Source organism: Stenotrophomonas sp. SbOxS2 (genome assembly GCF_013416715.1).
In the GTDB taxonomy this organism is placed as follows: domain Bacteria; phylum Pseudomonadota; class Gammaproteobacteria; order Xanthomonadales; family Xanthomonadaceae; genus Stenotrophomonas; species Stenotrophomonas lactitubi.
Genome location: NZ_JAAVXD010000004.1, coordinates 115,855 through 131,842, shown reverse-complemented (window position 1 = coordinate 131,842; position 15,988 = coordinate 115,855). Strand labels below are relative to the sequence as shown.

General features: G+C 65.8%; 12 protein-coding genes. 8 read left to right on the top strand and 4 right to left on the bottom strand.

Annotation, left to right across the window (positions count from 1 at the left end):
• Positions 1–21 precede the first annotated feature (21 nt).
• The 4 genes from HFK18_RS08570 to HFK18_RS08555 form a co-directional block, all read right to left on the bottom strand.
• Positions 22–822 (bottom strand): MBL fold metallo-hydrolase, encoded by an 801-nt coding sequence (locus HFK18_RS08570; protein WP_180165787.1) that lies wholly within the window; start codon positions 820–822, stop codon positions 22–24.
• Positions 823–832: 10 nt separating this feature from the next.
• Entirely contained in the window at positions 833–1,651 is an 819-nt protein-coding gene (locus HFK18_RS08565; RefSeq protein ID WP_180165785.1) for a S1/P1 nuclease, read from the bottom strand.
• Positions 1,652–1,827: 176 nt separating this feature from the next.
• Entirely contained in the window at positions 1,828–3,237 is a 1,410-nt protein-coding gene (locus tag HFK18_RS08560; RefSeq protein WP_180165783.1) for a hypothetical protein, read from the bottom strand.
• 198 nt (positions 3,238–3,435) lie between these two features.
• A complete protein-coding gene (locus HFK18_RS08555; protein WP_180165781.1) occupies positions 3,436–4,065 on the bottom strand; it encodes an OmpW family outer membrane protein in 630 nt (209 codons plus the stop codon).
• 193 nt (positions 4,066–4,258) lie between these two features.
• Here HFK18_RS08555 and gap point away from each other — a divergent pair, with 193 nt between their 5' ends.
• The 8 genes from gap (at position 4,259) to HFK18_RS08515 (ending at position 15,979) form a co-directional block, all read left to right on the top strand.
• Positions 4,259–5,263: a type I glyceraldehyde-3-phosphate dehydrogenase gene (gap, locus tag HFK18_RS08550; RefSeq protein WP_025874252.1), complete on the top strand. Its 1,005-nt coding sequence runs from the start codon at positions 4,259–4,261 to the stop codon at positions 5,261–5,263.
• A gap of 127 nt (positions 5,264–5,390) precedes the next feature.
• On the top strand, positions 5,391–8,075 hold the full coding sequence (locus HFK18_RS08545) for a DUF2339 domain-containing protein (RefSeq protein ID WP_180165779.1): 2,685 nt from the start codon (positions 5,391–5,393) through the stop codon (positions 8,073–8,075).
• Positions 8,072–9,448, top strand: a complete 1,377-nt coding sequence (locus HFK18_RS08540; protein ID WP_180165777.1) for a DUF3999 domain-containing protein — start codon at positions 8,072–8,074, stop codon at positions 9,446–9,448. The genes HFK18_RS08545 and HFK18_RS08540 overlap by 4 nt, the downstream gene beginning before the upstream one ends.
• Before the next feature lie 595 nt (positions 9,449–10,043).
• Positions 10,044–11,219: a phosphoglycerate kinase gene (locus HFK18_RS08535; RefSeq protein ID WP_180165775.1), complete on the top strand. Its 1,176-nt coding sequence runs from the start codon at positions 10,044–10,046 to the stop codon at positions 11,217–11,219.
• Entirely contained in the window at positions 11,216–11,884 is a 669-nt protein-coding gene (locus tag HFK18_RS08530; protein ID WP_100460199.1) for an HAD hydrolase-like protein, read from the top strand. Before HFK18_RS08535 ends, HFK18_RS08530 begins: the two co-directional genes overlap by 4 nt.
• 180 nt (positions 11,885–12,064) lie before the next feature.
• A complete protein-coding gene (pyk, locus tag HFK18_RS08525; RefSeq protein ID WP_089236630.1) occupies positions 12,065–13,531 on the top strand; it encodes a pyruvate kinase in 1,467 nt (488 codons plus the stop codon).
• Between the two features lie 195 nt (positions 13,532–13,726).
• Positions 13,727–14,731, top strand: a complete 1,005-nt coding sequence (locus HFK18_RS08520) for a class I fructose-bisphosphate aldolase (RefSeq protein WP_099820850.1) — start codon at positions 13,727–13,729, stop codon at positions 14,729–14,731.
• Between the two features lie 135 nt (positions 14,732–14,866).
• Positions 14,867–15,979, top strand: coding sequence for an ABC transporter substrate-binding protein (locus tag HFK18_RS08515; protein ID WP_180165773.1), 1,113 nt, complete (start codon positions 14,867–14,869; stop codon positions 15,977–15,979).
• Positions 15,980–15,988 lie beyond the last annotated feature (9 nt).

The window sequence follows — 15,988 nt, the reverse complement described above, 5'->3', positions numbered from 1 at the left end:
GATGAAGCGACCGTGCGGCCCCTACGCCCCGCCCTGGATGTTGGCCTTCACCGCTGGCTGCATCAGCGTTGGCTCTGCCAGCGTCGCATCACGCGCCTGACGCACGCTGACGAACTCGGCTTCGGCCACGCCCTCATGCACGTGGATGTTGTGCGCGCGCTGTTCACCGATGGTGGTTTCATTGGCGAAATCGCGGCCGCCCGGGCCGTAGTCGTGGCAGACGAACACGCGGGTGGCATCGGGCAGGGCAAGCAGACGCTGGATCGAGCGGTACAGCTGCGCGGCATCGCCGCCGGGGAAATCGCAGCGTGCAGTGCCGCCATCGGGCATGAACAGCGAGTCGCCGGTGAAGACGGCATCGTCGATCAGGTACGCGATGCTGTCGCTGGTGTGGCCGGGGACGGCGATGATGCGCCCCTGCAACTCACCCAGTGCGAAGGTCTCGCCGTCGGTGAACAGGTGATCGAAGACCACATGTTCATCGGGCAGCTGCAGGCCATAGCGCGGTGCGAACGTGGCCTGCACCGCGCGGATGCCTTCGCCGATGGCCAACGTCGCCTGCGGGAACCGCTGCTTCAGTCGACGCCCCGCCGACACGTGGTCGGCATGGGCGTGGGTTTCCAGCAGCCAGCGCACGTGCAGCTGCTGTTGCGCGATGGCCTCGAGTATCGCGCGCACCGGTGACTCGCTGCTGGCGTCGGTATCCGGGTCGTAATCCAGTACCGGGTCGATCAGCGCGGCCTCCCTGCTGGCCGGGTCGCTGACCAGGTAGCTGAAGGTATTGCTGTCACGGTGGAAGAACGATTGCACCTGGACCGACATCGGATACTCCTCAGCGTGTGGCGAGCACGCGGTTCAGCAACTGCGCCAGATTCTCACCCGCCAGTCGCAGCTGCGCTTCGGCCACTGGCCGGTAACGCGTGGTGTAGTCGTCGCCGATCTTACGCGAGGCAGGGTAAACGCCAGGTTGCACGGAAATGCGGCAGCTGGCTTCGGCCCAGCTGACCGGGTCGCGCTGCGGGTTGGACTGGCGTGCCAGCTTCGGCGCCGGCAGCGCGCGCAGCACCGGCAGGTAGCCGGCATCGTCGACCTTGCGGGTATTGAGCATGCCGCTGTCCCACAGCGAGTGCAGGTTGGTACCGCGGTTGCCGAACTGCAGCTGGAAATCGTTGCCGCCCTTGTCGTGGCCGTAGCCGGCATGCATCGGCTGATGGATGTCGCCGACCAGGTGCACGACGAACTTCAGCGCCTGCAGACGCTCGCCATCGGTCAGGCTGCGGTCGCCGAGGATCGCGCTCTGCGCCTTCAGCGCTTCGACGATGCAGTTACCGCTCTTGCAGTGCTTCGGCGCCTCGTAGTGGCAGCCATCTTCGGCGATGTTGACGTAGTGCCAGCCGGCCGAGCGACGGCCGAGGCCGGGGTCCTTGGCGCGCAGCTGGTCGGCCCAGGGCGCGATGCTGGCGAGGGTGGCGCCGGGTTCGGCGGCCAGCAGGCGGTCGACCTCGGTGCGTGCGGTCGGGGTGAGGCGGCTGTCGGCGACTTCGGCGACCAGGCGGTGGCCTTGCGCGCCCCAGGCGTGGGCGGGTGCGGACAGGGTCAGCAGGGCCGGCGCGAGGGCGGCGGCGAGGAACAGGGAGTGCAGTGCTTTCATCCGCTCATTCTAGCGGGGTGCGGAGAAGACGGGGCTGGCATGACCACCCATGGATAGACAGTGGGGACCTCGTCGGCTTTTCTGGTTGATTGAGAGCCGGGCACTGCAATCACAAAAGCAGCCGGGAGAGTGCCCCGCGTGGTGGATTTGACCAAGCGAAGAGCATCGTTGTGGTTTCAGGGATTTAGCCGATAGAGCTCGAGAGGTATCGTGGTTATTTCGACGTCGACTCTATTGGTTCCGCTGCCAACGCGCCGCCATTTGCCGGTTTCGAAGTCGAGCTTCTCCACTGCACGCCACCATTTGTTGAGGCCAATGGCCCCGGATGCCGCCTGTCGGGGTGCGCGAGCAGCAACGACGAGATAGACGGGGGAAAGATCATCGTCGCCATACTCGCCGACAAGGAACGATGAGTTCGACAGCCAGCCTGAGATCTGGGCGGATGTAACGCCGAGACTATTGTCGACGAAGCCCAGGTATTTGACGTTCTTCAGAGCGGATTGAACCTGTCTGGTCACACCAAAAGTGCTTTGCTGATCCGAAGCAAGGTTGCGCGGGTTGTTGTGTTTGTCGAGCAGCCCAAACATGTCATTCCCATTCGAGACACTGGCGACATTGCTGACGTCGTGGGTGATGAAGTTCGAGAAGCCAGTGACGCCGAATGCGAAAGAACACCCGGCGAACCAGCGCAGGTCATGAAAGTTGGCGTACTCGAAAGGGTCTTGGGCCAGTGACGGATGTGCGGACTGCACATTCTGAAGGTAAGCAATAGGCGTTTGCCCCCTGGACCTGGCGAGATTCGAGATGATCGACATGTTCTCGGACAAGAGGAGATCCCTCGCTGCCGGACACTTCCTGAATGAAGGAGTGAAGGGGTAGATGTCAAAGGAAAGGTAGTCTGGACGAACTTCGTCAGATATTCGGCGCGCGAACGTGGAGTAGTGAGCCACCATCTGCGCGGTCCTGTCTGGATGCTGGATGTTTCCTGCTGTGCAATCTAATCCATAGTCCGTGGGCTGCATGGCGCCGGCATGTTCAGAGCCTGCATAGCTGCCAGCGTTGGCGTGCAGTGGGAACAGATTGATGAACACCTTCATGCCGGTGAGACGAGGGTCGGCTTTGACGCACCGGTTCATGTCTGCGAGCGGGGAAATGTCTGCTTCTGGCGGCTCGTCCTTAAAATGAAGGCCCACAAAGCTCTTGCCAAACTCTGCTCTGAGCTTGACTAAAACCGGGTCAACCCGCTCTTGGATGAACTTCTGGCAGTTGAATTTTCCGGCCTGGGTTGCAGACTCGAACGTCCAACGCTCATACGTATAGAACTCAAGCCCTCGTGCACTGATCGGGGTAGCAATGGTGCGCAACTGGCTTAAGGTTGCCGACGGTACGAGAAAACGCGTGACACCCATTTCGGCGAGCTGATCGACTACTTTTTCTGCCATCGCAGGATTGTCGAGGTAGCAGTCTGGGGCAAGGTCATCACAGGATCCTCCGGACATCATGGCGAACGTGCCATCTGCGACGGTGGTAGCGTGTGCCGCCGGTGTTCCTAGGAGAAATGCGATAGCGATCCAATTCACCTTCATTACTGAGATCCTTTTCTTTCCGGTGGGTGGGTCTGCAACTTCTCGACGCCTGGCGCATTCATGCGTTTCTAACAGGGCATTACCATCGCAGGGAATTTTAGATAAAAAAAGCCCCGGCACACACATACCGGGGCAACATGCTGCGAGGGTTTTGCCTGTAGCGGGGGAGCGGGGGCGAAGCCCCCGCCAAACAACCCCTTAGAACTTGAAGACGTAGGACGCGCCGTAGACCAGCGGATCGATGTTGACCGTGCCGATCTTCTCGCCATCCAGCTTCACCTTGCTGTCGATGTCGATCCAGCGCATGTCCACGCGCAGGGCGCCCTTCTCGCCAATCGCGAAGTCGATGCCCGCATGGGCGGCCAGGCCCCACGAATCCTGCAGCTTCAGCTTGCTGCTGGCCAGCGCACCGGTGGTGTCTTCGCTGAAGAAGGTGGTGTAGTTCAGGCCGGCGCCGACGAACGGCGACACCTTGCCCTTGCTGTTGAAGTGGTACTGCAGGGTGATCACCGGCGGCAGCTGCTTGGTGCTGCCCACGCGGCCCAGGCCGTTGATGTTGATGTCGTGCTTGAACGGCAGCGCCGCCAGCACTTCGATGCCCAGGTTGTCGGCGATGAAATACTCACCGGTGATGGTCGGCTTGACGTCGTTGTCGACGTCGACCTTCAGGGTGCCGCCGGCCAGCCAGCCGTTGTTCGACTTCGGGGCGACCTGGTGCACGCCGGCGGAAAGGGTCCAGTCGCCCTTGGACTGGGCCATGGCCGGGGCGGCGGCCAGCGACAGGGCGGCGGCCAGGCTGGCCACGATCAGGGGGGAGGTCTTGCGCATGGGGGTGATCTCGTTGCTGGGTGGATGTGGCCAGTCTCGGCCTCACGCCGCGCTAACGCTTTGATCCGGATCAAATCCTGTCCGGCCCCCGTCCCGGGGCCGACCTTGGCCGGCGGTGGTCAAGGCCGGCCTGCTAGACTTGTGGGCCCTATCCACCCCGCCGCACCTGTCGCGGCTGCAGGAGCTTGAGAACATGGCAATCAAGGTTGGTATCAACGGTTTCGGTCGCATCGGGCGTAACGTCCTGCGCTCGGCGGTGCTGAACTTCGGCGACGACATCGAAATCGTGGCCATCAACGATCTGCTGGAGCCGGATTACCTGGCCTACATGCTCAAGTACGACTCCGTGCACGGCCGTTTCAAGGCCGACGTAGCCGTCGATGGCAAGGATCTGCTGGTCAACGGCAAGAAGATCCGCCTGACCCAGGAACGCGATCCGTCCAACCTGAAGTGGGACGAAGTCGGCGTCGACGTCGTGCTCGAAGCCACCGGCCTGTTCCTGGACAAGGTCAGCGCGCAGAAGCACATCGATGCCGGTGCCAAGAAGGTCATCCTGTCGGCACCGTCGAAGGACGACACGCCGATGTTCGTGTTCGGCGTGAACGACAAGACCTACGCCGGCCAGGCGATCATCTCCAACGCCTCGTGCACCACCAACTGCCTGGCGCCGCTGGCCAAGGTCATCAATGACAAGTGGGGCATCAAGCGCGGCCTGATGACCACCGTGCATGCGGCCACCGCCACCCAGAAAACCGTCGATGGCCCGTCCAACAAGGACTGGCGCGGCGGCCGCGGCATCCTGGAGAACATCATTCCGTCCTCCACTGGTGCAGCCAAGGCTGTCGGCGTGGTCATTCCGGAACTGAACAAGAAGCTGACCGGCATGAGCTTCCGCGTGCCGACCTCGGACGTGTCGGTGGTCGACCTGACCGTCGAGCTGGAAAAGGAAGCCACCTACGCCGAGATCTGCGCCGAAGTGAAGGCACAGAGCGAAGGCGCGCTGAAGGGCATCCTGGGCTACACCGAGGACAAGGTGGTTGCCACCGATTTCCGCGGTGAAACCCACACCTCGGTGTTCGATGCCGACGCCGGCATCGCCCTGGACGGCACCTTCGTCAAGCTCGTGTCGTGGTACGACAACGAGTGGGGCTACTCCAACAAGTGCCTGGAAATGGCCAAGGTCGTCGCAGCCAAGTAAGGCCTGCGAAGATCGTCACGCGAACCCCGGCCTGGCCGGGGTTCGTCGTTTAAGAGGCCCGGCCTGACGTAGCATGGGCCCGTCGACCGCCGCCATCGTGGCGCGGGATCGCATTGGAAGGCGAGGAATGGAAGCACTCTTGGTCCTGGCAGTACTGGTCCTGCTGGCGATACCGCTGCTGCTGGTGGTGGCGCTGGTGATGATTGCCGGCCTGCGCCGGCGGGTCGCCGCGCTGGAGGCCGCACAGACCGTGCAGGTCGCGCCCACTCCGGCAGGGACGGTAGGCCGTGCGCCCTCGGCCGTAGCCGAGCCGCCGCGCGCGCCTGCGGCAATACACGAGCCCAGCAGCGAGCCCTCGTTCCTGCGGCCCACGGCAACCCCTGCATCTGCGCCGGTCGCCGCCCGCGAAGAGCTGCCGCCGCCGGCCCAGCCCGCGCGCCCAATGCCGCCACCGCCGTTGCCACCGGAGCCCACAGTGCCGCCGCTGCCGGCAGAACCGGCCCTGCCGAACCTGGTCGAGCGCGCGATCGGTGCGGTCAAACACTGGTTCACCCAAGGCAACGTGCCGGTGAAGATCGGCATGCTGGTGCTGCTGGCCGGTGTCGCCGCGCTGCTCAAGTACGTCAGCGACCAGGGCTGGCTGGTGGTGCCGGTCGAACTGCGGCTGGCGGGCATCACCGTCGGTGCGCTGGGCCTGCTGGCCTTCGGCTGGCACCAGCGCGAGCGCCGGCGGATGTTCGCGCTGGCCTTGCAGGGGGGCGCCATCGGCGTGCTGCTGTTGACCATCTTCGCCGCCTTCAAGCGTTTCGATCTGCTCGCGCCCGGTTTCGCTTTTGCCAGCTCGATCGCCCTGGTGGCGGGGCTGTGCGTGCTGGCGGTGGTGCAGAACTCGCGCACGTTGGCGGTGCTGGGCATCCTGGCGGGCTTCATGGCGCCGCTGTGGCTGTCCACCGGCAGTGGTAACCACGTCGGGCTGTTCAGCTACTACGCTGTGCTCAACGCGGGTATTTTCGCCATCGCCTGGTATCGCCCGTGGCGTGTGCTGAACCTGCTCGGTTTCGCGTTCACCTTCGGCATCGGCACGTTCTGGGGCGTGCTGCAGTACGACGCGGCCAAGTTCGCCAGCACCGAACCGTTCCTGCTGCTGTTCTTCGCCTTCTACCTGCTGATTCCGCTGTTGTATGCGCGCCGGCAGCCGGCCGGGCGTCGCGATCTGGTTGATGGCAGCCTGGTGTTCGGCACGCCGCTGATCGCCTTCTCGCTGCAGGCCGGCATGCTGCACGAACAGCCGATGACGCTGGCCCTGTGTGCGCTGGGCCTGGCCGCGATCTACGCATTGCTGGCCCGCGCTCTGATCGCACGCGCGTCGTATACGGTGCTGGCGCAGTCGCATGCGGTACTGGCCGTGGGCTTTGCGACGCTGGCGGTGCCGTTGGCATTCTCGGCGCGGGCCACCGGCGCGGTGTTCGCGCTGGAAGGTGCCGGCCTGGCGTGGCTGGGGTTGCGCCAGAAGCGCTGGTTGCCGCAGGTGACCGGTGCGCTGCTGCAGCTCGCCGCCGCATTCGCGTTCGTGGTGGGTGCCGACCATTGGCACCAGGACCAGCGCTTCCTGCTCAACCCGACCGCGATCGGCGCGCTGCTGCTGGCCGTGGCAGGTTTCGCGGCGGCGTGGAGCTATCAGCGCAGGCAGCGCCATGACATCGCCCTGGCGTATTACCTGTGGGGCCTGCTGTGGTGGTTGGGTGGTCTGGTGCATGAAATCGGCCGCTTCTTCCAGCATTCGACGCAGGCCGATGCCGTGCTGGTGCTGGCCGCCGTCACCGCCTGGTTGGCGTCGGAAGTACAGCGCCGCATGCCGGCACGTGCGCTGGGCGTAACCGCGCTGGTGATGCTGGCAGCGGGCTTCCCGTTGGCGCTGCTGCAAAGCGACGCGCACCAGCAGCCGTTTGCCGGCTATGGCGCGCTGGCATGGGCAGTGTTCGCCGTGCTCGGCGTGCGCAGCCTGCTGTGCCTGCGTCAGGGCAGTGGTGGCGTGGCCCGTATCGCCCAGTTCCTGTGGTGGCTGCTGTGGCCATCGCTGCTTTCGCTGCTGGCCCTGTGGGGCGGCGGCGACGCGCGCCTGGCGCAGGGCTGGACCGCGTTGCTGGTGACCCTGCCGTGGTTGCTGCTGGCGGCGCTGTCGCTGTGGCGCTGGAACGTGCTGCGCTGGCCGCTGGGTGCTGCGTTTGATCCGGTGCGCCTGCCACTGCAGAGCGTGATTTTCTCGGTGCTGGCGTTGGCCTGGTTGTTCGGCCTGACCCTGGCGGGCGACGCCACGCCGTTGCCGTGGTTGCCGCTGCTCAATCCTGCCGAACTGGCGCAGTGGGTCAGCCTGTTGCTGATCGCACGCTGGCTGTATGACGCGCAGGGACCGGCGCCGCTGCAGCGGTTGCGTGTGCCGGTGCTGGCCGTGGCCGGTTTCATCGCGTTGACCAGCACCGTGCTGCATGGCGTGCATCATTGGGGCGGGGTGGCCTGGGATCCGACAATGGCCCGCTTCAGCCTGGCCCAGACCAGCCTGACCGTGTTGTGGAGCGTGCTCGGCGTGATCGCCTGGGTGTGGGGCTCGCGTCGCGGCCAGCGTGTGCTGTGGATGGTCGGTGCCGTGTTGATGGCCGTGGTGCTGGCCAAGCTGGTGCTGATCGATCGCCAGCACCTGGGCAACCTGCTGGGAATCGCATCGTTCATCGCCTACGGCCTGCTGTGCACCGTGGTGGGTTACCTGGCGCCCGCGCCGCCGAGCGCGCCGCCAACCGTGGAGGAAAACCAATGAGGAAGTGGAGCCGAGCCTTGCTGCCGGTGTTGTTCGGGGTGGCCGGTGCAGTTGCTGCACAGGCCACGGACTACCGCGCGCAGTACGCCGAACAATGGCCGCTGAGCCTGTCCAGCGCGCAGTCCGGTGCCTACCGCGTGGTGCTGGAGCCGGCGATCTATCGCCGTGCAGGCACAGCCGATCTGGGCGACCTGCAGGTGTTCAACGCCGCCGGCCAGGCGTTGCCGTCGGCGCTGCTGGCGCCGGACCAGCCATTGGCGCAGCCGCCGGTGCAGCGCGAGCTGCCGTGGTTCGCGCTGCCCCCGCTGGCCGAGGCCCAGCGCAACGACCTGCAGCTGCTGACCGAGCGCGATACCGACGGCCGTGTGCGCCGGGTCGAAGCTCGCCTTGGTGGTGGTGCGGTAGCGAACGGGCAGGGTGGTTGGTTGATCGATGCCAGCGTGCTCGGCCAGCAACCGCTGGCGGCACTGGTGCTGGACTGGGCCGAAAGTGGCCAGCCGCTGCAGGCGCAGGTGCAGCTTGATGCCAGCGACGATCTGCAGCACTGGCAGTCGATCGCCCGCGATGTCCCCCTGGTGGACCTGCAGCGCGCGGGCAAGCGCCTGCTGCAGCGCCGCCTGCAGGTCGACAGCAACGTGCGCTACCTGCGGATCCTGCCGCAGGGCGAGGCGCGCCTGCCGGAACTGCGCAGCGTCCTGGCGGAACTGCCGCCGGCGCCGGCAACGGTGCCGTGGGAGTGGCTGTCGCTGGAACCGACCGCGCAGGGCAAGGGTGAATTCACCTTTGAACTGGATGGTCGCTTCCCGGTGACCCGCGCCGATGTGGCCAGCACCGACAACAGCCTGGTGCAGTGGACCCTGTTCAGTCGCGATGACGCTGCCGCCGAATGGCAGCGCCGCAGCGCGCCCTGGATTGCCTATCAGCTGCAGCAGGGCGCACCGGGCCAGCGCCAGCAATCGGCGGCACAGCCGTTGGGCGGCATGTACCGCGACCGTTACTGGAAGCTGGTAGCGAGCCCGGTGGAGACCACCAGCGCGCCGACCCTGCGCCTGGGCTATCAACCGGAAGTGATGGTGTTCCTCAGCCAGGGCGCGGCGCCCTACGCGCTGGCCTTGGGCAGTACCACCGCGCGCCGCGCGGAGGCACCGATCACGGTGCTGATCGAGGAACTGCGCCAGCGCAACGATCCGTCGTGGCAACCGACGCTGGCACGCTTGGAAGGCAGTCCGGAGACGCTGGCCGGTGATGCGGCGCTGAAGCCGCAGCGCGACTGGAAGGCGTGGCTGCTGTGGGCGTTGCTGGGGTTGGGTGTGCTGGTTGTCGGTGGACTGGCGTTGAGCCTGCTGAAGCAGAAGCCGTCGCCGTCGGCGTAGTTTGCAGCGAACGGCGCAGCCCCTCGTGGGTGGTCGGTTGGTCGCATGGAGCAGAAGCCGTGCTTGGCCGGGCGGGTGGGCTGGGCAGGGGACGCCGCAAGTACGTCCCTGTAGGCTTGGCAGCCGCATCCATGCGGCTGACACCCCTGCCCAGCCCACCCGCCCGGCCTCTGACAATTTCCGTGTGCGTCTACCCACGGAAGAGAAAAAGAAGAGCAAGAGCGAAGCGGGTCGCTTCGCTCGACCCCTTCTTCCTTCCTCCGACACCAGAAACCGCCTTTGCTTTCGCCGTCCGCTCCGCCTCATGAACCTGTCGAGGCCGGGGTGGTGTGGGCTCGCGGGGGCGTAAGCGCCATGGATGGCGCGCCCGAGCCTCCAGGGATGGATTCACGGCGTCCCCCGCGGGCCCACACCGCCCCGGCCCACCCACAGCACCACGAAGCGCCAGTGCTTCGGCCGTTGCTGTTGCCGTTGCCGTTGCTGTTGCCGTTGCTTCGAAGCCTGCCGCAGGCAGCGGCGCGGCCGCCAGCCGCACCCGATACAATGACCGTCTGCCGCAAACCGGCATCCCATCTCCAGAGCCAAAGAGTTGCCCATGTCCATCGTCCGCATGACCGACCTCGACCTCTCCGGCAAGCGCGTGCTGATCCGCCAGGATCTGAACGTGCCGATCGAGAATGGCCGCATCACCTCCGAACAGCGCATCACCGCTTCCCTGCCGACGCTCAAGCGCGCGCTGGAGCAGGGCGCGGCGGTGATGGTCACCTCGCACCTGGGCCGCCCGAAGGAAGGCGTGTGGAGCGAAGCCGATTCGCTGGCGCCGGTTGCGCAGCGCCTGTCGGCGCTGCTGGGCCGCGAAGTGCCGCTGGTGCGTGACTGGGTCGACGGCGTCGACGTGCAGCCGGGCCAGCTGGTGCTGCTGGAAAACTGCCGCATGAACGTTGGCGAGGGCAAGGATGATGAGGCCCTGTCGAAGAAGTACGCCGCCCTCTGCGATGTGTTCGTGATGGATGCGTTCGGTACCGCGCACCGCGCGCAGGCGTCCACCCATGGCGTGATCCGTTTCGCCCCGGTCGCGGCCGGTGGTCCGCTGCTGATGGCCGAGCTGGATGCGCTGGCCAAGGCCCTGGATGCGCCGGCCAAGCCGCTGCTGGCCATCGTCGCCGGCAGCAAGGTCAGCACCAAGCTGGAACTGCTGGCCAACCTGGTCGGCAAGGTCGACCAGCTGATCGTCGGTGGCGGCATCGCCAACACCTTCATCGCGGCGGCCGGCTACAAGGTCGGCAAGTCGCTGTACGAGCCTGACCTGCTGGATACCGCGAAGAAGATCGTGGCCGACGCCAAGGCGCGCGGTGCGGACATCCCGCTGCCGGTGGACGTGGTCACCGCCAAGCAGTTCCTGCCCGACGCGGTTGCCGAAGTGAAGGCCGTCGATGCGGTGGCCGAAGATGATCTGATCCTGGACATCGGCCCGCAGACCGCCGCGCAGTACGCGCAGCTGATCCAGAAGGCCGGCACCGTGGTCTGGAACGGTCCGGTCGGCGTGTTCGAGTTCGAAGCCTTCAGCAAGGGCACCGAAGCGCTGGCCCGCGCCATCGCCAGTTCGCCGGCGTTCTCCATCGCCGGTGGTGGCGATACCCTGGCCGCGGTCGACAAGTTCGATATCGCCCAGCAGGTCAGCTACATCTCCACCGGTGGCGGCGCATTCCTGGAATTCCTGGAAGGCAAGACCCTGCCGGCCGTCGCCGCCCTGGCCGCGCGCGGCGCATGAGCGTCGACCTGCGGGTGGACGGAGAAGAGCGTGCAACGCTCTTCTTCGACATGGACGGTACGCTGATCGATTCGGAAGTGGGCATCACCACCTGCATCGCCTATGCGCTGCAGAAGATGGACCATCCGGTGCCGTCGCAGGAAACGCTGCTGGGCTGGATCGGTCCGTCGCTGCGCACCACGTTCGCGCCGCTGTTCGGGGATGCCGAACGGGTCGAGCAGGCCGTGGCCTTCTATCGCGAGCGCTTCGACGTGGAAGGCTGGCGCGAGCACACGATCTATCCGGACATCGAAGCGGTGGTGCGCGCACTGCACGAACGCGGCCATCGTCTTGCGGTGGTCACTGCAAAGAACGAGCCGCATGCCCGCCGCATCGTCGAGCATCTGCCGTTCGGCGAGCTGTTCGAGGACGTGATCGGTTCAACGCCGGATGGTTCGCGCAGCAGCAAGCCGCAGCTGGTGGGCGAAGCGCTGCATCGCCTGCAGCTGGCGCCGGAACGCTGCTGGATGATCGGCGACCGCCGCATGGACATCGAAGGCGCCCGACACCACGGCCTGCGCAGCGTGGGCGTGCTGTGGGGCTTTGGTGGCGAGCAGGAGCTGACCGAGGCCGGTGCAGGGCAGCTGGCCCGTGATCCGGCGCAGCTGCTGGCATTGCTGGCCTGAAGCAGACGAGGCGCGCGCCGGGCCTTGCCCGGCGGCGTTTCCGCTGCCATCGACCGGCGTATGTCCGGAACATGTCCGTGCGATGTCCCGCAGAGTCAGACAGCACAAGGCTGTAACCGTATACATGGGACGTGAAGGATGTGCTAATTTCCGTCCTTTAACGGGAGAGGCCCATCCATCATGTTCGAGCGTCAGCGTCGCACCAAGATCCTTGCCACCCTCGGTCCGGCTACCGATCCGCCGGGCGTGCTGGAGGATCTGTTCCGCGCCGGCGTCAACGTGGTGCGCCTCAACTTCAGCCACGGTGACCCGTCCGGCCAGGCCAAGCGTGCCGCCGATGTGCGCGCCGCCGCGCAGCGTGTGGGCGTGGAAGTGGGCATCCTGGCCGACCTGCCGGGCCCGAAGATCCGCATCGAGCGCTTCGCCGAAGGCAAGGTGCATCTCAAGGCGGGCGACCGTTTCGACCTGATCGCCAGCACCAATGCCGGCCCCGGCGACGCGACCCAGGTGGGCGTGAGCTACCTCGGCCTGCCGCAGGACGTGACCGCCGGTGACGTGCTGCTGCTCGACGATGGCCTGATGCAGCTGCAGGTGGTGGAAGTGCAGGGCGAGCGCATCATCAACACCGTGCTCAATGACGGTCCGTTGTCCGATCGCAAGGGCCTGAACAAGCAGGGCGGTGGCCTGTCGCTGGGCGCGCTGACCGAGCGCGACAAGGAGCTGATCGGCATCGTCGCCAAGATCGGCGTGGACTTCATCGCCGTGTCGTTCTGCCGCAATGCGCAGGACATGAACGATGCGCGCGAGATCGCCGAATCGCACGGCTGCTACGCCGCGCTGGTATCAAAGATCGAGCGCACCGAAGCCATCGAGAACCTGGAAGAGATCGTCGACGCCAGTGACGTGGTGATGGTGGCGCGTGGTGACCTGGGCGTGGAAATCGGCGATGCCGAGCTGCCGGGCCTGCAGAAGAAGATCATCAAGGCCTCGCTGGCGCAGAACAAGGTGGTGATCACCGCCACGCAGATGCTGCAGTCGATGGTCGAAAGCCCGATCCCGACCCGCGCCGAAGTGCTGGACGTGGCCAACTCGGTCATCGACGGTACCGATGCGGTGATGCTGTCGGCCGAAACCGCCGCCGGTGCGTATCCGGTCAAGGCGGTCGAAGCGATGGCGCGCATCTGCCTGGGCGCCGAGCGCCAGTTCCAGACCGAGACCGACTTCGGCGCCTCGCCGCGCAACCTGGAACGTGCCGACCAGGCCATTGCCATGGCCACCATGTTCCTGTCCCAGCACGTGGGCGTGCGCGCGATCGTGGCGATGACCGAATCCGGTGGTACCGCCCGCTACCTGTCGCGCTTCCGTGCCTCGGCACCGGTGTTCGCGGTGACCCGCCACGACGGCGCCCGCCGGCAGATGGCGCTGATGCGCGATGTGTTCCCGATCAACTTCGACAGCCGTGGCTTTACCCCGCGCGAAGCCGCACGCGGCAGCATCCGCCTGCTGGTGGAAGGCGGCATGCTGCAGGCCGGCGACCGTGTGGTGTTCACCAGCGGTGAGCACATGGAAACCCACGGCGCGACCAATACCCTGCGCCTGCTGGAAGTGGGCGACGACGGCCGCGCCAGCGGTCTCGGCGACCTGTAAGACGTATCGCGTCGGGTCGGAGCCGCTGCGCGGATCCGACCCGGGGTCAGATCCCCGAAGGGGCTCTGACCCTATGCGGCAGGACATTTCCTGTCCCGCTCAGACAGTGGAACCGGTTCCATCCGAGCCTCCACGTCGGGGCAACGGGTAGCGGGGCTATACTTACGTTTTTCCCGCACCCGCCACAGGAAGTACATGAGCATCGAACAGCTGGCTGAAACCGCCCAGGCCATGGTTGCCCCGGGCAAGGGCATCATCGCGATCGACGAATCCACCGGTACCATCGCCAAGCGCTTTGCCAGCGTCGGCATCGAGAACACCGAAGAGAACCGTCGCGCCTACCGCGAACTGCTGCTGACCACGCCGAAGCTCAACGAGCACATTTCCGGCGCCATCCTGTATGACGAGACCATCCGCCAGTCGACCAAGGACGGCGTGCCGTTCGCCAAGTACATGACCGACCACGGCATGATCCCGGGCATCAAGGTGGACAAGGGTGCGCACCCGCTGGCCGGTTGCCCGGGCGAGCTGGTCACCGAAGGCCTCGACGGCCTGCGTGAGCGCCTGCAGGAGTACTACAAGCTGGGCGCGCGCTTCGCCAAGTGGCGTGCGGTCATCAACATCGGCGAGAGCATTCCGTCGGGCACCTGCATCGAGTCCAACGCGCATGCGCTGGCCCGCTATGCCGCGCTGTGCCAGGAATGCGGCCTGGTGCCGATGGTCGAGCCGGAAGTGATCATGGACGGCGAGCACGACATCGAGACCTGCTACGAAGTCACCGAAGCCACCCTGCGCTCGCTGTTCGACGCGCTGTACCAGCAGAACGTGCTGCTGGAAGGCACCATCCTGAAGGCCTCGATGGTCATCTCCGGCAAGGGCTGCGACGAGCAGGCCGACGTCGAGGAAGTGGCCGAGTCGACCGTGATGTGCCTGAAGAGCACCGTGCCGGCGATCCTGCCGGGCGTGGTGTTCCTGTCCGGTGGCCAGAGCGATGAGCAGTCCACCGCCCACCTCAACGCCATGAACCAGATGGGCAACCTGCCGTGGCCGCTGAGCTTCTCCTATGGCCGCGCCATGCAGCAGGCGGCTTTGAAGCTGTGGGGCAAGGACATGAAGGGCAACTACGCCGCAGCACAGAAGACCGTCTACGAGCGCGCCAAGGAAAACGGCCAGGCCGCGCTGGGCAAGTGGAACGGCTGATCCGCCGTTCCGCAGCATGAACTGAACAGGGCAGCGCCGGCATCATGCCGGCGTTTGCTTTTGCCGGTATCGTTGCCGCCTCCCGCACGCCAGGCCAGTGCGTGGGGCATACATGGAAGGCCAAGGAGAAAGAACATGCGTATCACCGCAATCACGCTGGCAGTGGCCACCGTGCTGGCTGTCGGCGGCTGCAACCGGATGGGTGGCAGCCCGGACGTGGGCAAGGCCCCCTCGCTGGAGTTCGACAAGCCGGTATCCGGCGAAATCACCTCGCGCAGCGGCGTCAATTTCAACGATGGCAGCCACCATCAGCTGTACCAGCTGAAGCTGGACGACAAGCAACTGGTCGGCATCAAGTTGACCGGCGCGCTGCGTGGCTCGATCGCCGTGTTCAACAATGGCGTCCTGGTGTCCAGCAGCAGCCCGGCCTATGAGCGCGGCAACGACGCTTCGCTGGCGTTCCGAGCCAATGGTGCTGGCAGCTACCAGGTGGCGATCAACGCCGACGGCCCCTCCGCCTTCGGCCCGTACCGCGTGCGCGCCGAGAAGCTGGTGCCGTATGACGGCAAGCCGATGGTGGGCGAAGGCGAGATCGGCGACCTGCTGGTCTCCAAGTCGCAGGATTACACCCTGCAGGTGGAAAAAGCGGGCATGTACGAGATCCGCCTGGAATCGGAAGCGTTCGACACCGTGCTGAAGCTGGACGGAAACGGCGCGCAGGCGGAGAACGACGATGATGGCGATGGCACCAATTCGCAGCTTCGCATGCCGCTGGAGCCGGGCAAGTACACCCTGCGCGTGCGCAGCCTCGGCGAAGACGCTACGGGCGCCTTCACGCTGACTGCCAAGCGCGCCGAGTTGCCGGCCAACATGGTCATGCGCGATGGCACCACCCTGCCGACGTCCGGCAGCGTGTTCGCCATGCTTGATGGCGAAGGCCGCCGCCGCTTCCTGCTGAGTCTGCCGCGTCCGGCCAATGTGCGCCTGGATGCGGTGTCCAGCGAGGTGGATACGGTGCTGCGCGTGGTCGGCGGCGACGTGGAACTGGCCGATGACGATGGGGGCAATGGCACCAACGCGCGCCTGGAAGAATCGCTGCCGGCCGGCCACTACACCGTGGACGTGTCCAGCCTGAGCGACGAAGCGGGCATGGTGGAAGTGCGTGTGCAGGTCGACGGCGCCGCTTCGGCCGCGGCATCGGCGGCTGCTACGGCGGCGGCCGACGCTGCCGCCGAAGTAACGAACTGACGCTGTCGC